This window comes from Nocardia sp. CDC153, from assembly GCF_035818515.1.
Taxonomy (GTDB): Bacteria; Actinomycetota; Actinomycetes; order Mycobacteriales; family Mycobacteriaceae; genus Nocardia.
Genome location: NZ_JAYKYU010000005.1, coordinates 541,147 through 559,029 on the forward strand (window position 1 = coordinate 541,147; position 17,883 = coordinate 559,029).

22 protein-coding genes are annotated in these 17,883 nt (G+C 68.0%); 7 read left to right on the top strand and 15 right to left on the bottom strand.

All coding sequences use genetic code 11. From position 1 onward, the window contains the following. Nucleotides 1–24: 24 nt before the first annotated feature. Nucleotides 25–861 carry a phosphoribosylaminoimidazolesuccinocarboxamide synthase gene (locus VMT65_RS29235; RefSeq protein WP_326311704.1) on the top strand — a complete coding sequence of 279 codons (837 nt, stop codon included), beginning with the start codon at nucleotides 25–27 and terminating at the stop codon, nucleotides 859–861. On the opposite strand, the gene VMT65_RS29240 is transcribed toward VMT65_RS29235, so the two are convergent. Beyond that, on the bottom strand, nucleotides 858–1,544 hold the full coding sequence (locus VMT65_RS29240) for an NAD(P)H oxidoreductase (RefSeq protein ID WP_326311705.1): 687 nt from the start codon (nucleotides 1,542–1,544) through the stop codon (nucleotides 858–860). The two genes, VMT65_RS29235 and VMT65_RS29240, sit on opposite strands and share 4 nt — an antisense overlap. Nucleotides 1,545–1,664: 120 nt before the next feature. Between VMT65_RS29240 and VMT65_RS29245 the strand changes: the two genes are divergently transcribed. Beyond that, complete coding sequence (locus tag VMT65_RS29245; RefSeq protein WP_326311706.1) at nucleotides 1,665–2,603, top strand: AraC family transcriptional regulator; 939 nt, start codon at nucleotides 1,665–1,667, stop codon at nucleotides 2,601–2,603. 7 nt (nucleotides 2,604–2,610) lie between these two features. Here VMT65_RS29245 and VMT65_RS29250 read toward each other — a convergent pair whose 3' ends face one another. The 3 genes from VMT65_RS29250 to VMT65_RS29260 all read right to left on the bottom strand — a co-directional run bounded on the left by VMT65_RS29250 (nucleotide 2,611) and on the right by VMT65_RS29260 (nucleotide 5,736). After that, on the bottom strand, nucleotides 2,611–4,035 hold the full coding sequence (locus tag VMT65_RS29250; protein WP_326311707.1) for an RNA polymerase sigma factor: 1,425 nt from the start codon (nucleotides 4,033–4,035) through the stop codon (nucleotides 2,611–2,613). Beyond that, complete coding sequence (locus VMT65_RS29255; RefSeq protein ID WP_326311708.1) at nucleotides 4,032–4,433, bottom strand: YciI family protein; 402 nt, start codon at nucleotides 4,431–4,433, stop codon at nucleotides 4,032–4,034. The genes VMT65_RS29250 and VMT65_RS29255 overlap by 4 nt, the downstream gene beginning before the upstream one ends. A 106-nt stretch (nucleotides 4,434–4,539) precedes the next feature. Continuing rightward, nucleotides 4,540–5,736, bottom strand: coding sequence for an NAD(P)/FAD-dependent oxidoreductase (locus VMT65_RS29260; protein WP_326311709.1), 1,197 nt, complete (start codon nucleotides 5,734–5,736; stop codon nucleotides 4,540–4,542). Between the two features lie 202 nt (nucleotides 5,737–5,938). Between VMT65_RS29260 and VMT65_RS29265 the strand changes: the two genes are divergently transcribed. Continuing rightward, nucleotides 5,939–6,586: a mycothiol-dependent nitroreductase Rv2466c family protein gene (locus VMT65_RS29265; RefSeq protein WP_326311710.1), complete on the top strand. Its 648-nt coding sequence runs from the start codon at nucleotides 5,939–5,941 to the stop codon at nucleotides 6,584–6,586. Between the two features lie 71 nt (nucleotides 6,587–6,657). Here VMT65_RS29265 and VMT65_RS29270 read toward each other — a convergent pair whose 3' ends face one another. Continuing rightward, complete coding sequence (locus tag VMT65_RS29270) at nucleotides 6,658–7,701, bottom strand: M48 family metallopeptidase (protein ID WP_442790321.1); 1,044 nt, start codon at nucleotides 7,699–7,701, stop codon at nucleotides 6,658–6,660. A gap of 200 nt (nucleotides 7,702–7,901) precedes the next feature. On the opposite strand from VMT65_RS29270, the gene VMT65_RS29275 reads away from it, so the two are divergent. Both VMT65_RS29275 and VMT65_RS29280 read left to right on the top strand, forming a co-directional pair. Beyond that, nucleotides 7,902–8,372 carry a ribose-5-phosphate isomerase gene (locus VMT65_RS29275; protein WP_326311711.1) on the top strand — a complete coding sequence of 157 codons (471 nt, stop codon included), beginning with the start codon at nucleotides 7,902–7,904 and terminating at the stop codon, nucleotides 8,370–8,372. Nucleotides 8,373–8,375: 3 nt separating this feature from the next. Next, nucleotides 8,376–9,188 carry an Fpg/Nei family DNA glycosylase gene (locus tag VMT65_RS29280; protein WP_326311712.1) on the top strand — a complete coding sequence of 271 codons (813 nt, stop codon included), beginning with the start codon at nucleotides 8,376–8,378 and terminating at the stop codon, nucleotides 9,186–9,188. A 6-nt stretch (nucleotides 9,189–9,194) separates the two neighbouring features. On the opposite strand, the gene VMT65_RS29285 is transcribed toward VMT65_RS29280, so the two are convergent. The 3 genes from VMT65_RS29285 to VMT65_RS29295 are packed head-to-tail and all read right to left on the bottom strand — an operon-like array spanning nucleotide 9,195 to nucleotide 10,748. After that, complete coding sequence (locus VMT65_RS29285) at nucleotides 9,195–9,626, bottom strand: arsenate reductase ArsC (protein WP_326311713.1); 432 nt, start codon at nucleotides 9,624–9,626, stop codon at nucleotides 9,195–9,197. Nucleotides 9,627–9,642: 16 nt separating this feature from the next. Then, on the bottom strand, nucleotides 9,643–10,380 hold the full coding sequence (locus tag VMT65_RS29290; protein WP_326311714.1) for an MIP/aquaporin family protein: 738 nt from the start codon (nucleotides 10,378–10,380) through the stop codon (nucleotides 9,643–9,645). After that, nucleotides 10,377–10,748, bottom strand: a complete 372-nt coding sequence (locus VMT65_RS29295; protein ID WP_442790322.1) for an ArsR/SmtB family transcription factor — start codon at nucleotides 10,746–10,748, stop codon at nucleotides 10,377–10,379. The genes VMT65_RS29290 and VMT65_RS29295 overlap by 4 nt, the downstream gene beginning before the upstream one ends. 117 nt (nucleotides 10,749–10,865) lie before the next feature. On the opposite strand from VMT65_RS29295, the gene arsM reads away from it, so the two are divergent. Then, nucleotides 10,866–11,678 carry an arsenite methyltransferase gene (arsM, locus tag VMT65_RS29300; protein ID WP_326311715.1) on the top strand — a complete coding sequence of 271 codons (813 nt, stop codon included), beginning with the start codon at nucleotides 10,866–10,868 and terminating at the stop codon, nucleotides 11,676–11,678. A gap of 13 nt (nucleotides 11,679–11,691) precedes the next feature. On the opposite strand, the gene VMT65_RS29305 is transcribed toward arsM, so the two are convergent. The 7 genes from VMT65_RS29305 to VMT65_RS29335 form a co-directional block, all read right to left on the bottom strand. Next, entirely contained in the window at nucleotides 11,692–12,093 is a 402-nt protein-coding gene (locus tag VMT65_RS29305; RefSeq protein ID WP_326311716.1) for a PIN domain-containing protein, read from the bottom strand. Next, nucleotides 12,078–12,323 (bottom strand): type II toxin-antitoxin system Phd/YefM family antitoxin, encoded by a 246-nt coding sequence (locus tag VMT65_RS29310; RefSeq protein WP_326311717.1) that lies wholly within the window; start codon nucleotides 12,321–12,323, stop codon nucleotides 12,078–12,080. The genes VMT65_RS29305 and VMT65_RS29310 overlap by 16 nt, the downstream gene beginning before the upstream one ends. A 138-nt stretch (nucleotides 12,324–12,461) precedes the next feature. Then, the gene (locus VMT65_RS29315; protein WP_326311718.1) at nucleotides 12,462–12,863 is read right to left on the bottom strand and encodes a cupin domain-containing protein; all 402 of its coding nucleotides are present in this window, start codon (nucleotides 12,861–12,863) and stop codon (nucleotides 12,462–12,464) included. Between the two features lie 47 nt (nucleotides 12,864–12,910). After that, a complete protein-coding gene (locus tag VMT65_RS29320) occupies nucleotides 12,911–13,750 on the bottom strand; it encodes a helix-turn-helix domain-containing protein (RefSeq protein WP_326311719.1) in 840 nt (279 codons plus the stop codon). Nucleotides 13,751–13,784: 34 nt separating this feature from the next. Beyond that, nucleotides 13,785–15,047, bottom strand: a complete 1,263-nt coding sequence (locus VMT65_RS29325; protein WP_326311720.1) for a glycosyltransferase 87 family protein — start codon at nucleotides 15,045–15,047, stop codon at nucleotides 13,785–13,787. A 10-nt stretch (nucleotides 15,048–15,057) separates the two neighbouring features. Then, on the bottom strand, nucleotides 15,058–16,410 hold the full coding sequence (locus VMT65_RS29330; protein ID WP_442790336.1) for a phosphatase PAP2 family protein: 1,353 nt from the start codon (nucleotides 16,408–16,410) through the stop codon (nucleotides 15,058–15,060). 179 nt (nucleotides 16,411–16,589) lie between these two features. Continuing rightward, entirely contained in the window at nucleotides 16,590–17,318 is a 729-nt protein-coding gene (locus tag VMT65_RS29335) for an SDR family NAD(P)-dependent oxidoreductase (protein ID WP_326311722.1), read from the bottom strand. Nucleotides 17,319–17,368: 50 nt separating this feature from the next. Here VMT65_RS29335 and VMT65_RS29340 point away from each other — a divergent pair, with 50 nt between their 5' ends. Then, nucleotides 17,369–17,809, top strand: coding sequence for a MarR family winged helix-turn-helix transcriptional regulator (locus VMT65_RS29340; protein WP_326311723.1), 441 nt, complete (start codon nucleotides 17,369–17,371; stop codon nucleotides 17,807–17,809). Nucleotides 17,810–17,883: the final 74 nt, after the last annotated feature.

A 17,883-nucleotide genomic window follows, 5' to 3' on the forward strand; every position in this document is an offset into this window, starting at 1 on the left:
AATCGCCCAGCACGAGGAGGACCGTTGAAGCACATCCACGCCGGTAAGGTGCGCGACCTGTACGAGGACGGCGACTCGCTGATCCTGGTCGCATCCGACCGGGTGTCGGTGTACGACGTGGTCCTGCCGACGCCGATCCCGGACAAGGGCGCACTGCTCACCCAGCTGTCGAACTGGTGGTTCGGGTTCTTCTCCGATGTGCCCAACCACATTCTGTCCACCACCGACGTGCCCGCCGAGTTCGCGGGCCGCGGCGTGCGGGTCAAGCCGCTGCGGATGGTGAAGGTCGAGTGCATCGCGCGCGGCTACCTGACCGGCGGCGGCCTGGCCGAGTACCAGCGCTCCGGCACCGTGTCCGGGATCGCGCTGCCGCCCGGCCTGCGTGACGGCGACAAGCTGCCCGAGCCCATCTTCACCCCCACCACCAAGGCCGACGAGGGCCACGACGAGCCGATCAGCTTCGACGACGTGGTGAACCAGGAGGGCAAGGAGATCGCCGAGAAGCTGCGCGACCTGACCCTCGAGATCTACTCGCGCGGCGCGGACCACGCCGCCGCCCACGGCGTGATCATCGCCGACACGAAGATCGAACTCGGTTGGGACGGTGACGTTCTCACCGTGGGCGACGAGGTGCTGACCTCCGACTCCTCGCGCTTCTGGCCCGCCGACGACTACGAGCCGGGTCGCCCGCAGAAGTCTTTCGACAAGCAGTTCGTGCGCGACTGGGCCACCTCCACCGGGTGGAACAAGGAGTACCCGGGTCCGGAGATCCCGGCCGAGGTGATCGACGTGACCCGCCAGAAGTACGTCCAGGCGTATGAACTGATCACCGGCAACAAATGGAACGGCGTCCAGGCCTAGGCTGGAACCGGTTCGGCGGCAAGGAATTCCGTGACGAACTCGTCGGCGCGGCGCTCCAGATCGGCGTATTGCGCCGCGCGTTCCGCGCCGACGGTGGCCGGGTCGATGAGCAGTTTGCCGTCCGCGCCGATGCGCTGGCGGCGCTCCTCGGCATCGGGTAGCAGGCCGACGGCCGAGTGGGAGAAGCCGCAGTAGTAGGCGATTCCCATATTGAGCTGGCCTTCGAGGGTCTGCTGCATGAATCCGACGAGCGGATCGTCGGCGGCCGCGCCGGCCAGGCCGAGCCACAGCATCCGCTTTCCGGCCAGGCGTGGCTTGCTGCGGCCGTAGGCGAAACCGTAGTTCCAGACGCGGTCGATCCAGCCCTTGAGCACGGCGGGAACGCTGGCCCAGTAGACGGGGAAGACGGCGATCACGAGGTCGGCGGCCAGGATTCGGTCCATGTGCTGGTGGACCTCGGGGGAGTAGGTCTTCTCGCGATTCCCCCAGTCGGGTTGATCGGCGACGGTCATGCGCGGGTCGAAGCCCTCGGCGTGCAGGTCCAGCAGGTCGACGCGGTATCCGGCGGCTTCCAGGCGCGCGGTGGCGCGGCGGGCGATGTGCGCGGTCAGCGAATCGGAGCGGTGATGGGCGACCACGACCAGTGCGGTTCGGATATTCTGATCGATATCGTTGTGCGACAAGGGATTTCCTCCTGAATCGGGTGGTTCTGGCGGTTCGATGTCTCCAGTACACCCGCCCGACCGTGGACGATCCATGGGTGATCGGCTTCATTGGATAGGAATTCGTCTACGCTGGATCGAGTGGATCCTCTGAGCAGACTGTTGGGCGGTATTCGTGCCGAGGGTTCGGTGCTGACACATGCCGTCATGCCCGCACCCTGGACCATCCGGTTCGCCGATCGCGCCCCACTCACCATGATCACCGTCCTGCGCGGCGGCGGGGTGCTGCTGCTGCCGGATGGCACGCAGCGGACGCTCGGGCCCGGTGACACCGCGCTGGTGCGCGGTCCGGACGAATTCCGCTTCGTCTCCGCGGATTACGCGATCGCGGACCGTCACCACGTTCGCCCGACCGAATACGAGATCGCCTGTTTCATCGGCGATTCCGAATGCTCGGGCGAGGAATTGACCGGAATCCATTGGGGCAGTGAGGCCGATGCCACCGCACTGCTGGTCGGCGCGTACCGCACGTCCACCCGTCGCCACGACCGTCTGCTGCGCGCACTGCCGGAATTCCTGGTGATCCATGAGAACATGGACACCTGCGCCTGGTTCGAGCAGGCCGCCGCCTCGGCGGTCGACCAGAGTGCGGGCTCGCAGGCCATGATGGATCGCCTGCTGGACTGGAGTCTGGTGTGCACGCTGCGCACCTGGTTCGAACAGGCCGGGCCCGACGCCCCGACCTGGTTCCGCGGCCTGTCCGATCCGGTCGTGGCCCCCGCCCTGCACGCCATCAACACCACCTTGGGCGCACCCTGGACGGTGGCCTCACTGGCCGCCGAATCACAGGTCTCCCGAGCCTTTTTCGCCAAGCGTTTCGCCGCCGTCATGGGCCAGCCGCCCTTGACCTACCTCACCGCGGCCCGCATGGACGAGGCCGAGGAGCTCCTCACCGACACCGACCTCACCGTCGCCCAGATCGCCAAATCCGTCGGCTACGCCGACCCGTTCGGCTTCTCCGCCGCCTTCAAACGCCACCGCGGCCTCAGCCCCACCGCCTTTCGCGCGGCGGCCGCCTGATCCGGCGTCAGGTGGCGCGGCGGAGGCGGGCGGCTCGGATGGTGAGGTAGTCGCGTTCGGGGAGGCTGGTGGTGGCTCGGGCGGCGGCCGCGTAGGCGGCGATGGCTTCTTCTGGGTCGCCTGCCATTTCGTAGAGGTGACCGCGGACGGCGGCCAGTCGGTGATTGCCCGCCAGTGAATCCTGAAGCGTGTCGGTGAGATCCAGGCCCGCTTGGGGGCCGTGCACCATGGCGAGGGCGACCGCGCGATTGAGGGTCACCATCGGGTTGGGGGATTGGCGTTCGAGGGCGTTGTACAGCAGGAGGATTCGGGGCCAGTCGGTGTCCTCGGGGCGCAGCGCCTGGGCGTGCAGGGCGGCGATGGCGGCCTGAATCTGATACTGGCCGATGAGGCCGCTGCGCACGGACGCGGTGGCGAGTCGCACACCCTCGATGATCATTTCGCGGTCCCACAGGCTGCGATCCTGTTCCGCGAGCGGGATCAGCTCGCCGCGTTCGCCGGTGCGGGCCGCGCGCCGGGCGTCGGTGAGCAGGAGCAAGGCGAGCAGGCCGGTGACCTCAGGATTATCCGGTAGCGCGCGAAACAGGGCCCGCGCCAACCGGATCGCCTCGGTCGACAGGTCGGCCCGATGTAGTCGATCACCGCCGCTGGTATGCCCCTCGGTGTAGATCAGATAGAGCACCCGCAGCACGTTGTCGAGTCGCTCATTCCATTCCCCCCGTTGCCCATTCGCCGCGACGGGCATGGCGAACGGCCGTTCCTCGGCGGCCAGCCGCTTCTTGGCGCGTGTGATCCGTTGCGCCATGGTGCGTTCCGGCAGCAGAAAGGCGCGCGCGATCTCCTCGGTGGTCAGACCTCCGACCGCGCGCAGGGTCAGCGCGATGGCGCTCGCGGGCGTCAGCGCTGGATGACAGCACAGAAAGAGCAACGTCAGCGTGTCGTCCCGGCCCGCGGCACCCGACGCCCCGCCGAGCCCATCCCGGACCGGCCGATTGCCGTTCGGTGCGTCGCCGCTCGGACGGTCGGCTCGGCCGGGTCCCATGCCGACGCCGAAGGCGTTGGGCCGCGCGCAATCCGGCGGACCCGCCAGCCCCGGCAGCTCCGCATCCGCCAGTGCCGCGATGGCGGCCTCGGCCGGATCGGGGGCGGCCTGCTGCCATGCGGGATCGCGAACCGCGTTGGCGGCCTCGCGATTCCGGCGAGCCGATTCGGCGCGGATCGCGTCGATCAGGCGGCGCTGGCCGACCGAGATGAGCCACGCGCGGGGGTTGTCGGGGATGCCGTCGGCGGGCCATTGGGTGGCGGCGGAGAGCAGCGCCTCCTGGACGGCGTCCTCGGCGGCGTCGAAGTCGTTGTAGCGGCGCACGAGTGCGCCGAGGACCTGCGGCGCGAGATCGCGCAGCAGGTCCTCGAGGGTGCGGTCCGCCGTCACAGGTCGGTGGTGGGAGCGCTCATGATGGGACGCACTTCGATGTACTCGCCGATCGGCTTGCCGCCCGGGCCGGGTGCCGCGGACGCCTTGGCCGCGATCTCCACGGCGCGCTCGGGAGAGTCGACGTCGATGATCCAGTACCCGGCCAGGAATTCCTTCGTTTCCGGGAAGGGCCCGTCGGTGACCACCGGCGCGGAACGGCCGTCGGACATGACGATGCGCGCCTGGCCCGGATCGGCGAGGCCCTGGGCGTCCACGAGTTCGCCGGACTTGGCCAGTTCCTCGCCGAGGGCGTGCTGGAAATCGATGTGCGCCTGAATCTCCTCGGGCTCCCAGTCGCCGATGAAGGTGTCGCAGTAGGCGGCGGGGGAGTAGGTCTTGATCAGGATGTACTTCACGATCGGCTCCTTCGAATGTGCGCGCCCCGGTGGCGCTCTCCTACGCAGGTCGGAGCCGTGCACGCCGTTTCGACGTACTCCTCACTCCCCATTTATATGGCCGTGGTCACAGCTTGTCGGGATCCACGGCCTCGCCGCCGAGGATCAACTGTTTGATCTTTTCCGTCACATCCCACACGTTCACATTCATTCCGGCCAGCACCCGATTCCCGGAGTCCAGCCAGTAGGCCACGAACTCGCGTTTGCCGAGGTCACCGCGCACCACGACCCGTGCCTGCTGCTTGGGCGCGACGTAGCCCGTGTACTCCATGCCGAGGTCGTATTGATCGGTGAAGAAGTAGGGCAGCCGGTCGTAGACGGCCGGTTTGCCGAGCATGGTCAGCGCCGCGACCGCGGGCTGATTGAGCGCGTTGGCCCAGTGCTCCACCCGGATTCGCTGCTCCAGCACCGGATGCAGCTGATCGGCGATATCCCCGACCGCCACAATGTCCGGGTCGCTGGTCGCCAGGCTCTCGTCCACGAGAACGCCGCCGCCGACGGCCAGCCCGGCATCGTCGGCCAGTTCGATATTGGGTCGCGCGCCCACGGCCACCAGCACCGCGTCCGCCTCGATCACGGTGCCGTCGTCGAGCCGCACGCCGGTGGCCTTGCCGTCGGCGACGGTGATCTCGTCGACCTTCGCCCCGCACCGCAGATCGACACCGTGATCGCGATGCAGCTGCGCGAACACCTCACCCATCTCCCTGCCGAGCGCCGCCCGCAGCGGCACCGATTCGGCTTCCAGCACAGTCACTTCCACGCCGGCCGAACGCGCCGCCGCGGTCACCTCGAGCCCGATCCAGCCTGCGCCGATGACGGCCAGCCGCCGCGCGGTGCCGAACATGGCCAGCAGGGCGTCCGAGTCCTCGATGGTGCGCAGCGTGTACACGCCCTCGGCGTCCGCGCCCGGCAGCCGCAGCAGGCGCGGGCGGGAACCGGTGGCCAGCGCCAGTTTGTCGTAGGGCAGCGTCGTTCCGTCCGGCAGCGCAATCGTTTTGGTGGCGCGGTCCACGGCGGTGACGGTGGTGCCGAGCAGGACCTCGACATGGTGATCGCGATACCACTGCGCGGGATCCACGGTGAAGTCGACCAGCGCCTTCTTGCCCAGCAGATGCTCCTTGGACAGCGGCGGCCGCTCGTAGGGCAGCTGCTCCTCGGCGCTGACGAGCGTGACCGTCCCGTCGAAGTCATTGGCGCGCAAGGCTTCCGCGAGCTTGGCCGCGGCCAGCCCACCTCCCGCGATGACGAACCTGGATGTGGTCATGCCGAAACCTCCCTGCTGCCGCGGTCGGGTTCCACCCCGACGCATATCCCGACGAGGCCGATATTCCGACACTAACCCCGGCCGGAGTGGGCGGCGCGGAAATATCGGCAACAATCCTGGTTGTTGCGGATGGAGTACGGCGCTCGAGCGCTTGGTGTAGAGCGCTGCCCCGAGCCGTCGACAAGCTGCGAAAGGACTTCCTGTGAGCGACACCAAGAAGGACCGGGTCGATTTCTGGTTCGACCCGCTGTGCCCGTGGTGCTGGATCACCTCCCGCTGGATCCTCGAGGTCGAGCAGGTGCGCGATATCGAGACGCACTTCCACGTCATGAGCCTGTCGGTGCTCAACGAGGGCCGCGAGGGCCTGCCGCCGCAGTACGAGGAACTGCTGGCGACCGGCTGGGGCCCGGTGCGCGTCGCCATCGCGGCCGCCCAGGAGCACGGCGACAAGGTGCTGCTGCCGCTGTACACCGCCATGGGCACCCGCTTGCACAACCGGCGGGCCGAGTACGAGCGCGAGGACGGCTCGCGCGCGGAACTGCTGGCGCAGATCATCTCCGAGTCGCTGGCCGAGGTGGGCCTGCCCGCGCAGCTGGCCGAGGCCGCCAACGCCACCGACTTCGACGAGGCCCTGCGCGCCTCGCACCACGCCGGGATGGACAAGGTCGGGCCGGACGTCGGCACCCCGACCATTCACATCAACGACGTCGCCTTCTTCGGTCCGGTGCTGTCGCGCATTCCGCGCGGCGAGGAGGCGGGCAAGGTGTGGGACGGCGCGGTCGCGCTGGCCTCCTACCCGCACTTCTTCGAGCTGAAGCGGACCCGCACCGAGGACCCCGCCTTCGACTGAGAGGCTCGCCCGAAAACCGATCGGGCGGGTCCGTACTTGCGGACCCGCCCGATCGGTGTGGATGCGAAAGCTCAGTTGGGGCGGCGGTATTCGTCGTAGCTGGGGGCCTCGCCGTAAAACTGCGGTGCGCCGTATCCGGGAGTAGTGCCGTACCCCTGGGGAGACCCGTAACCGCTCGGGGGCTGGTAGCCGCTATAGGGCGGGGGCAGGGCCGGTTGGGTCGGTGCGCTGGGGCGCCAGAACAGTTTGCCGTGGCGGCTGCGGTCGCGCAGCGCCCACATGCGCCAGGTCAGGACGGGATGGCTGGCCATGGCGTTGACGATCCAGACGAAGAAGCCCTTCTCCTGCGCGGCGCGGTCGGCCATCTCGTCGAAGCCCACCAGATTGTTGAGGTACTTGCCGCCCGCGAGGGTCTGCATGGCCGCGGGCGCGCCCTGCGGACGGTTGCAGAAGCCGTGATTGTCGGCGGTGTACTCCTGCGCACGGATCAGTGAGATGCCCAGGATCGGCACATACGAGCCCGCGAACATGCCGAGCTGTCGCCAATACGAGACGTGCCCGGCCGCGATGTGCCCGACCTCGTGGCCGATGATGAACGCCAGCGCGTCGGGATTGCGTGCCGCGCCGCCGATTTCGAACAGATCGCTGTAGACGACCACGAACCGCCGGAAGCCGTGCCCGGAGGCGAAGGCGTTGATCTGGCCGTTGCCCAGCACGACGTAGGCGTCGGGCACCTTCTTCAGGCCGAAGCGGGCGGCCGCCTCCTGCACCATCCGATAGCCCTCGGGAAACTGCGTGGGCGACATCTTGATGCCGTTGATGCGTTGGGTCGCATAGGTCATACCGCGAATCAGGTAGACGATCAGCGGCGCGAACACCAGGATCAGGGTCAGCTGCCCGGCATTGCCGGTGACCAGGAGCAGCAGCGCGATCAGATACGCGATGACCGTGATGATGACGACGATCACCAGCAGCGGGATCTCCCAGCTGTGCCGCGCGGGCATGCCGTACGGGGACAGGCCCCGGGTCTGCTGCACCACCGGCGGCGGGGGCGGCGAATACGGTTGCTGCTGACTCCAACCCGGCGGCCCCAGCCGCGGGTCCCACCCGGACACACCATTGATCGTGGCGACGGGGTGGCTCCCCGTGGGCTGCCCCGGTAGCCCGCCAGCGGTTTGCCCCCCGTAGGCGTTCGGCGGTTGTGATCTGTCGTCGGACGTCATGCCTGGATAGTACGTTTCAGCGTCCGGGCCGGTTCGGCCTCGGTGAGAGCCCCCTGCCGAGCGACCGCGAGCGCCCTGACACAATCGCTGCCATGCGCGTATACCTGGGTGCCGACCATGCCGGTTTCGAACTGAAGAACCACGTCAAGACTCACCTCGAGGGCCAGGGCCACGAGGTCGTCGACTGCGGCGCGCTGGAATACGACGCCCTCGACGACTACCCGGCCTTCTGCATCGAGGCCGCCCGCCGCGTGGTGGCCGACCCGGGTTCGCTGGGCTTCGTGTTCGGCGGCTCCGGCAATGGCGAGCAGATCGCCGCCAACAAGGTGCCCGGCGCGCGCTGCGCCCTCGGCTGGAGCGTGGAGACCGCCCAGCTGGCCCGCCAGCACAACAATGCCCAGCTGCTCGGCATCGGCGGCCGCATGCACACCACCGAGGAAGCCCTCGCCATCGTCGACGCCTTCGTGACCACCCCGTGGTCGAACGAGGAGCGCCACCAGCGCCGCATCGATATCCTCGCCGAGTACGAGAAGACCGGCGTTCCCCCGGCCCTCCCGAACTGACCTGTGCCCGAAGGTCATACGCTGCACCGCCTCGCGAAGCTGCACCACAAGCGCTTCGCGGGCGGTCAGGTCCGAGTCTCCAGCCCACAGGGTCGCTTCGCCGACGGCGCGGCCCTGCTCGACGGCCGCATCCTGACCCGCGCCGAAGCGTGGGGCAAACACCTTCTGCACCACTATGATTCGGGCGTCACCCTGCACATCCATCTGGGGATGTACGGCAAGTTCACCGAATCCCCGGTCCCCATGGACCCGCCCGTCGGCGAGGTCCGCATGCGGCTGATCGGCGGCGGCCGCAAGGGCGAACTCCACGGCACCGACCTGCGCGGCCCCAACGCCTGCGAAATCCTGCACGCCCCCGAAGTCGACGCCCTCACTTCCCGTCTCGGCCCCGACCCCCTGCGCCCCGACGCCGATCCGGACCGCGCCTGGCACCGCATCAGCCGCTCCCAACGCCCCATCGGCGCACTGCTCATGGACCAGAAAGTCCTCGCCGGAGTCGGCAACGTCTATCGCGCCGAAGTCCTCTTCCGGCATGGCATTTCACCGCATCGGCCCGGAAAGTCGTTGAGCCGCAGCGAGTGGGACGAGATGTGGGCGGATCTGGTGGCCCTGATGAAAGTCGGCGTCCGCCGCGGCCTGATGCACGTCGTGCGCCCCGAACACGACCACGGCGCACCGTCCTACGCGCCCGACCGCCCTCGCACCTACGTCTACCGCCGACTCGGCGAGCCCTGCCGCCTGTGCGCCACCCCGGTCCTGCATTCGGTCATGGAGGGCCGCAACCTCTTCTGGTGCCCGACCTGCCAGCCCGGCTGAATCAGGTCATGGGTGGTTCTGGTCGGGCGGTGAAGGCGGGGACAGTTCGTCGATGAGCTGTTCTACGCGGGTGCGGATTTCGTCGCGGATGGGCCGGACGGCGGTGATGTCCTTGCCTGCCGGGTCGTCGAGTTTCCAGTCGCGGTAGTCGACGCCGGGGAAGTAGGGGCAGGTGTCGCCGCAGCCCATGGTGATCACGATGGTCGAGGTTTCGACGGTGTCGGGGGTGAGGACTTTGGGCGTCTGGTCGGTGATATCGATGCCAACCTCGCGCATCGCTTCCACGGCGGCGGGATTGATCGTGTCGGCGGGGGCTGTACCGGCGGAACGGACTTCGATTCGATCCCCCGCCAGGTGGGTGAGGAATCCCTGGGCCATCTGGGAGCGTCCGGCGTTGTGGACGCAGACGAACAGCACGCTCGGCTTGGGGGATGTCATTGCGGGCGTGGGCCTTTCAGTCCGGGGTGTGGGAGTGCGGCATGACGACGTCGTCGGCGGGCGTGGGCGCGGAAGGGTAGAGGAGCGCGACCAGTCCTAGGCCGATCAGGGCGCCGAAAAGTTGGGCGGCGATGAACCCGGGTGCCGAGGTCGGGGCGATGCCGGCGAAGGTGTCGGTGAACATCCGGCCGACGGTGACCGCCGGGTTGGCAAAACTCGTTGAGCTGGTGAACCAGTAGGCTGCGCCGATCCACGCGGCCACGGCGGTCGGTGCCAGCGCGGTGCGACCGGTGCGCGCGAGGGCGAAGATCAGCGCGATCAATCCGGCCGTGGCGACGACCTCGCCGAGTAGGTGCCCGGCATCGACGCGATGATGGGTGGATATCTGCGCGGCGGGCAGGTTGAACATGAGGTTGGCCAGCACGGCACCGGCGATGGCGCCGAACGTCTGGGCCGTGATGTAGGCGGCGGTCTCGGCTCCGGTCAGCCCGGTGGAGTGTCGGCGGCCTGCGAGCCAATCCGCCAGGGAGACAGCGGGATTGAAGTGCGCACCGGAAACGGGGCCGAACAGCACAATGAGCACGGCCAGGCCGAGGACGGTTGCCGTGGAGTTCTCGAACAGCTGGATGCCGATGTCATTCGGTGAGAGCCGCTGGGCGGCGATGCCGGAACCGGCGACGATCGCGACGAGGGTGGCGGAACCCACCGCCTCGGCCGCCATCCGCCGGGCCAGCGTCGGCGCACTTGCGCTCATGCCGGTCCGGCCATCGCGTCGACGGGAACCAGGATGTCGGAAAGGCGTTGCAGCGCTTCGGGGATGACTCGGTAGTAGACCCAGGTGCCGCGGCGTTCGGAGGTCAGGAGGCCGGCTTCGCGCAGGACCTTCAGGTGGTGGGAGATGGTGGGCTGGGACAGGTCGAAGGACGGGGTCAGTTCGCAGACGCAGACCTCTTCGCCGCGCGCGGCCGCGATCAAGGACAGCAGGCGCAGGCGGACCGGGTCGCCGAGGGCCTTGAAGGTGGTCGCGAGTGTGGCGGCGGTGTCGTTGTCCAGAGGCGAGGACAGCGTGGTTTCGCAGCAGCTGGCGGTGGAAGCGATCAGCGAGAGATCCTGTTTCGACACTCATCAATATTGACAGATATCTAATCAGCGCGCCAGACTTACTTTGATAGATATCGATACAGCCCGCTCGGGACGTGACAATCGCCGATGTCGGGCCGTCGAAAGGATGTGATTCCCATGCCGGGACAGGGTGACGAGCTGCGCGAGACCGTGCGCGAGCGGTATGCCGCCGCCGCGGTGGCCGTGGCGGGCGGCGGCACGGCCGAGGACTGCTGCGGCGGAAGTGACTGCTGCGCGACGGGTACGATCGACATCGACGAGAACTTCGGTGCGAGCCTCTACGGTGCCGCGGACCGGGATCAGCTGCCGATCCAGGCCGTGGCCGCCTCGCTCGGCTGCGGTAACCCGACCGCGGTGGCGGACCTGCGCGAGGGCGACGTCGTCCTCGACCTCGGGTCCGGCGGCGGCATCGATGTGATGCTGTCCGCACGCCGCGTCGGGCCGACCGGCAAGGCCTACGGCGTCGACATGACCGACGAAATGCTCGCCCTCGCACGGGAAAACACCGCCAAGGCGGGCGTCACCAACGCGGAGTTCCTGAAGGGCACCATCGAATCGATCCCCCTCCCCGACAACACGATCGACGTCGTGATCTCCAACTGTGTGATCAACCTGTCCACCGACAAGCCCGCCGTCTTCGCCGAAATGGCCCGCGTCCTGACCCCCGGCGGCCGCATCGGCATCGCCGACGTCATCGCCGAGGACGCCCTGACCCCCGCCGAACGCGCCCAACGCGGCGACTACGTCGGCTGCATAGCGGGCGCGCTCTCCTTCACCGAATACCGAAACCACCTGGAAGCGGCCGGATTCGCCGACATCCAGATCGAACCAACCCACCCGGTAGCCGACGGCATGCACTCCGCGATCATCAAGGCCGTCAAACCCACCCACCCCACCTGCTGCGCCCCCGACTGCTGCCAGCCGAGTTGAACGCTTCAGTACGTCAGCACACGACGCAGGTTACATCCGGCAACGAGCCCAGATCGGCTTTGGCGTCTGTAGTCACCACCGCTCGGCCGGTTGCCGCGGCGGTCGCCGCAATAATCAGATCGTGAGCGCCGCGTGGTCGGCCGGTATGCCGTACGTATGCCATCAAGCGAGCATGGAATCGAGCGACATCCAGTGTGTGGTCTTCGATCGGCGTTGCCGCGATGAAAGCGTCCACGAAGGCTTTCCGTGCACCCTGATGGGTTGAATTCGCAAGTTCCACACCAAGATACAGCTCCGAAACGGTGATCATGGCGATGGCGATATCGTCGTCGGGCCGCAAGATGCGTGCCAAATCGACCTTGCCCCGTTCGGCGGCTATGACGACTCCGGTGTCGAGGATCAGTCGTCGTCCCATTCCGCCCCCGCCCCGTCGATCAGCAGTTCGCGGGCGGCCTCGATGTCCTCACCGAACCCGGCGAGCGGTGTGTGTTCAGCGAAGAACGCGATCACCTCGGCACCGTTCTCGCGGGCGGCGGGTGTAATCGTGGCGATTCGCCGACCGCCGCGCGTGATCGTGATCGTTTCGCCGTGCTCGGCCTGGTCCAGCACGGCAGATAGGTTGCGAGCAACCTCGGTGGCCGTCATCACCTTCATGCAAATCATATTATCTGATTCGGAGTCCCACCGGCTCCTGGATGGGTTCCGGGGTCCAGGCGTTAGATGATGACGGTCAGTGCGGATGCCATGCCGCCCGGCAGTATCTTCGCGCCGTGCACTTCTCTATCAGATGTTCCGATCGGTGAGTTCGGGGGTGACATCGACCGTGGCGGTGTCGGGGAGGCGGGGATCCGAGGCGGTGGATTCCAGGGTCGTGCCCGGGGTGAGGAACAGTTCGACGACCTCGTGTGCGTCGATGTGTCTGTGCCAGTGGCCTTTCGGGACGATGGTGAACTGGCCGGCGGCGAGGGGGAGGGGGTGGCGGTCGGTGGCGGTGAGGATTTCGACGGTGACGCTGCCGGACAGCACCATCAGCAGTTCGTCGGTGTCGGGGTGGAGTTCCCAGCTCGAGCTGGCGAGGCGGTCGCCGTAGAACATGCAGAACGCCGCGTTGTTGAAGGGCTCGAGCACCTGGAAATCGAAGGGGGAGAGGGTTTTCGCGAGGGCGAGGGGATCGTGAATTCGCATGCTTCGACCTTGCCGCGAGGCGGGGCGGTGTTCTTGTACGAATGTTCCTATCGCGCGTAGGCGAGGTGGTCGGCGGCGAAGTCGGGATCACCGGCCAGTGCGACCGGGGTCATTCCGGTGAAGGCCACCACCTCTCGATGCAGATGGGACTGGTCGACATAACCGCAGTCCGCGGCGACCCGGGCGACGTCGCGGCCCGCCGCCAAATGGTGGGCGGCCCGGTCGAAACGGACCAGTGAGGCGGCGCGTTTGGGCGGCAGACCGACCTGGTCGCGGAAGCGGGTCCACAACCGTTTGCGGCTCCAGCCGAGCTCGACCGCCAACTCCTCGACCCGGATTCGACCGCGGCTGCGGATGATTCGCTTCCAGGCCCAGACCACCTCCGGGTCCGGCGCGGGTCCGTTCTCGCCGCGCCGCGCGAGCACGGTGTCGGCCAACGCGAAACGGTCCTCCCACGAGGAGCTTTCGCCGAGTTGCTCGCGGAGGCGGGCCGATTCCCGGCCCCACAGGTCGTCGAGGGAGAGCACGGTGCGGTCCAGCTCCGCCGGGCAAATGCCCAGAACCGCTCGGACGATCAGGGGAGACAGTCGAACTTCCAGACACGCGATATCGTTGCCGCGCAGCCGAACTCCGCCGGACCGCAGCCCGGCGACCAGCCCGCCCAGCTGTCGCGGCCCCATCCCATCGTCCACGACCATCGAGCTGGCACCGAAATCCGCCACGAGGGTGACGGCAGGATGCGGGACCACCGGCATCTCGATCGGCCCGGCGGCCCGGCTCCGAAATCCGGCCATGCTGAGGCCGATCGCCGTTCCGGGGCGCACCGGTCGGGCAATGGACCAGCTCGCGCCGTCGGCGGTGTGGTGTTCGTCCCCCGCGAATAGCACCGGTCCATGGTACGAGCGGACCGGCCCGACCCGGCTAGCTTCTACGGGTGCGCAGGCGCGGGAGTTGCGCGAGGCCGACCAGCAGGAGGGCCACCGTGGCGAGAATGTAGACGTCGCCCGGGATGTGTTGCCACCAGGTCCAATTCATTTCGCGGTGCTGGCCGTTGGGCATGAGGCCGGGGCCGATCAGGAAGACCAGGGTGATGATCGCGATGGCGGCGAACGGCGCGCGACCGGGATTCTTGGTGGTCCACGCGATGGCGGTGAGCAGGGCGGGGGCGACCCACACCCAGTGGTGGGTCCAGGAGACCGGCGAGATCAGCAGGAGCACCGCGGCATTCACCAGCAGGGCGGTCACCGAGTGGATGGTGATCGGCCGGGCGAGATCGTGTGAGGTGCGCTCGACACCGATCAGGTAGTGCATCAGGACCGCGCCCGCGCACATGACGACCAGGGCCAGTGCCAGCCACACGACGGTGGTCGCCGAGTGCGGGACGCCGACACGGAACACCATCCCCTTGAGGGACTGATTGCCGACGTAATCGGGGGACCCGATGCGGTTGGTGTCGGTGATGGCGTGCAGCCAGTAGTCGCGGGATTCCCGTGGGAACAGCACGAATCCGGCCCCGATCACACCGGCGGCGGTCGCGGCCGCGGTACCGGCGGCCTTCCAATCGCGGCGAATCAGGAAGTACAGCACGAAGGCGGCCGGGGTCAGCTTGGTCACCGCGGCGATACCGACCAGGACACCGCGCGGCCAGCGCGGCTTCTCGGTCAGGCAGTCGAGGGCGACCGCCGCCATCAGCACCAGATTGATTTGACCGAACCACAGCGTGGTGCGCACCGGCTCGATGGCCAGTGCCACCACGAGCGCGCCCGTGGCGAGCGTGAACCGGGTGCGCGGGTCCAGATCCGGTCGCACCCGCGAGAGCACCAGCCACAGCGTCACGCCCAGGCAGGCCAGGGAGCTCAGGGTGACAAGGAATTCCGCGAGCCACAGCGGCATGATCGCCAGCGGAATCATCAGGACCGCGGCCGACGGGGGATAGGTGAACGGCAGATCCGTGTGTCCGGCCACCGGCAGGGTCGGGCCGTAGAGCGTGCCGTGCTCCAGCCAGCCGCGGGTGTCCACGCGATAGACCTGCAGGTCGAGAAACCCGTGCAGGGCCGAGAACGCCACCGTGAACGCCAGCGCGAGCGCGAGCACGATCAAGATCGGAATGCGGGGCAGGCCAGCGCGGCCGTCGGTCTTCAGGTTGCGCAGCAAGTTTCGTTGCCCCGCCCGCGTCGTGATCATCACCGAGACACTAACCCTTCCGGCTTTCGCGCAACTTGTCCGGATTGCCTTGGGAGGGCAGTGAATCCGTGGCAAATCCATCCGGGGCGATGCGGCCGCCCCACTGCGCCACCCGGCCCCCGGGCTGTGCGAACCAGGTCGCGTAGAAGGTGAAGACGACAGCGGCCAGCGAACCCAGCACGAGAATGCCGGCGGGCACCGGATACTCGGCCATGGTCTCGGCCAAGAATCGATACGACAGCAACAATCCGGCGAGCACGGCCGCACCCAGCGAGACGATCCGCGCGCGATACAGGTCCCAGCCCCGTTCGGGATCGCGCAGCGCCGACTCCACCGTCAGGCACAGCACGGCGCCGGCCACCAGATCGCTGCCGTAGTGATACCCGAAACCGAGCGTCGCGAGCAGCGTGCAGACCAGCCAGAACGCGCCCGCCCAGCGCAACCATCGCGGTCCGCTCCGGGAATGGATGAACAGTGCTGTCGCCCAAGCGGTGTGCATGGATGGCATGCAGTTGCGCGCGGTCACCGAGTCGAAGAGCATCGGTTGCGGGTCGCTGGTGAAGGCGGGCCACACCGTCGGCCAGTCCCCGATTTCCAGCCCGTGGCCGAGCGGCCCGTACGCGAAGACCGGGCCGACGACGGGGAACAGCACGTAGCCGATCGGGCCGATCACGCCGAGTACCAGGAAGGTTCGCACCAAATGGTGGCGCGGCCAGCCGTCGGTCGTCACCTTCCGCAGCTGCCACACCGCCACGACCACCGCCGCCACGGGCAGTTGGATGTAGACCACGTGCAGCACATGCGAGGGCACCGGTCCCAGTGCGTCGAGCAATCGCCCGATGAGCCACGCCGGTTCGCCGAGGGCCCGGTCGGCCAGCTGCACATACTGATCCAGCACGCGCGGCCCGGCGATGATGCTGACCATCAGCCAGGTGTCGGCGAGCTTGGACGCCATGATCAACAGCGCGCCGAAGCCGATCGCGTGCAGGGCCGTCCGGCGACGCTCGCCCTCCCATCGGAAGACCGTCACCGTCAGGGCCGTCAATGCCAGCGTTGGCCCGGTTCCGATCGACACGTGCCATCCGCACGCCGCCTGCAGGGCCAAGGTCAGCGCATCCAGCACCCCCGCGGCAACCAAACTGATGACCCGGACCCGCCCGGGCACACCGATGCACGCGAGCCCCAACCCCGCCCACGACACCGCCGCGGACTGCGGGTTGGCGAAGTAATCGTCGACCAGGCTGCGCAGCGGACCGAGCACCCCGTGCGCCGAGGCCCAGAGCTGCGCGGCACCGAGCAACGCCGCCGCCACGACCAGCGCGGCGGCGGGCAGAACCTTCGAACGCACCCCGTCGGTGGACAACGACGAGCTGGAAACGTTCACCTCGTGGTTGACCAGCACTGTTAATCGATAACACAGTGCAAACGGAGGCACAACATCCGGTTACCGGCAAGGTGTGATCACTTGCACGGAAGGTTAAATCCAGAGCCGTTGGCTATGGGTTGCTGAATAGATGCGGGCCGGGCGTGTCGAGGATGGTGCTAGGCCACGCCGCCGTTCACCCGCAGGATCTGACCGTTGACCCACGAGGAGTCCGGGTGCAGCAGGTAGGCGACCGCCGCCGCGATCTCGTCATTGTCGCCGAGGCGGCCCAGCGGCGATTGGGCGAGGAAGCGCCGCAGGTCCGCGTCGGTCTTGCCCGCGCGGAACATCGGTGAGTCGATCAGCCCGGGCGCGACGGCGTTCACGCGAATCCCCCTGGTGCCGAACTCCTTCGCCGCGACCCGCGTGAGTGTCTCGACACCGCTCTTGGCGGCGAGGTAGACGCCCAGGCCGGGCGTCGCGGTGTGAACGGCGGTGGAGGACAGATTGACGATCGCGCCGCCGGGCGTGAGTCGCGCCGCGGCCTCGCGCATGCCGTACAGCGCGCCGAAGAGGTTCGTGCCGAACAAGTCTCGGATCAGGGCGTCGTCGCTGTCGGCCAGGGGCTGGACCCGTGCCGCCCCCGCATTGTTCACCAGGCCGAACACCGGCCCGAATGTCGTTTCGGCGGTATCGAATACGGCGCGGAGATCGGCGGGTGAGGCGACATCGGCGGGTACGGCGACCGCTCGGCCACCGCCGCGCTCGAGCTCGGCCACGACCGCCGCGGCGCGGTCGGATCCGGTGCGATAGGTGAGGACGAGATCGTGTCCGGCCCGGCTCAGTCGGCGCGCGATGGCCGCGCCGATCCCGGCGGACGCGCCGGTCACAATGACTGGAGTTGTCATAGCAACCAGTGAAACACGATCGGGTTGCTATGACAACTAGGATGTCTCGTATGACAGAACTCACCGCCGAGGACATGACGATCTGGCATGCCTGCAAGACCCTCGGCGATCAGGTGACCCGACGCGTCGCCGCCGACATCACCGCGGCATCGGGCATGTCGGGCACCGACTACGGCGTGCTGTCGCGGCTGGCCGAACTCGGCGGCGGCCGGCTGCGGCAACAGGAGCTCACCGATTCGATGGGGCTGCACAAGGGGGCCATGTCGCACCAGCTGACCCGCATGCAGAATCGCGGGCTCCTCCGCCGCGAGCGGGTGCCCGGGGGTATCGATGTCGTTCTCACCGAGCAGGGGACGGCCGCCCTGGAGACACTGCGGCCCATTCACGCCGACGCGGTCCGCCGACACCTGCTCGACCGCCTCGCGCCCGAGGATCGAATCGCATTGCGGCGCATTGCCACCGCACTGGCGGAGGCGGCGTCAGCGGATTGATCCAGCGCTGAACATTCCTCTCGCCGTGGAGAGCCCACCCGGCACCGGCGACAGGCTGTTCGCCAAAAACGACC

Coding starts and splice junctions, on each gene's coding strand:
- VMT65_RS29285 (WP_326311713.1), bottom strand. CDS start 9,626: ATGACATCCCCCAAGCCGAGCGTGCTGTTCGTCTGCGTCCACAACGCC.
- VMT65_RS29260 (WP_326311709.1), bottom strand. CDS start 5,736: ATGACCACATCCAGGTTCGTCATCGCGGGAGGTGGGCTGGCCGCGGCC.
- VMT65_RS29335 (WP_326311722.1), bottom strand. CDS start 17,318: ATGACAACTCCAGTCATTGTGACCGGCGCGTCCGCCGGGATCGGCGCG.
- VMT65_RS29290 (WP_326311714.1), bottom strand. CDS start 10,380: ATGAGCGCAAGTGCGCCGACGCTGGCCCGGCGGATGGCGGCCGAGGCG.
- VMT65_RS29325 (WP_326311720.1), bottom strand. CDS start 15,047: ATGATCACGACGCGGGCGGGGCAACGAAACTTGCTGCGCAACCTGAAG.
- VMT65_RS29275 (WP_326311711.1), top strand. CDS start 7,902: ATGCGCGTATACCTGGGTGCCGACCATGCCGGTTTCGAACTGAAGAAC.
- VMT65_RS29315 (WP_326311718.1), bottom strand. CDS start 12,863: ATGCGAATTCACGATCCCCTCGCCCTCGCGAAAACCCTCTCCCCCTTC.
- arsM (WP_326311715.1), top strand. CDS start 10,866: ATGCCGGGACAGGGTGACGAGCTGCGCGAGACCGTGCGCGAGCGGTAT.
- VMT65_RS29340 (WP_326311723.1), top strand. CDS start 17,369: ATGACAGAACTCACCGCCGAGGACATGACGATCTGGCATGCCTGCAAG.
- VMT65_RS29305 (WP_326311716.1), bottom strand. CDS start 12,093: ATGGGACGACGACTGATCCTCGACACCGGAGTCGTCATAGCCGCCGAA.
- VMT65_RS29310 (WP_326311717.1), bottom strand. CDS start 12,323: ATGACGGCCACCGAGGTTGCTCGCAACCTATCTGCCGTGCTGGACCAG.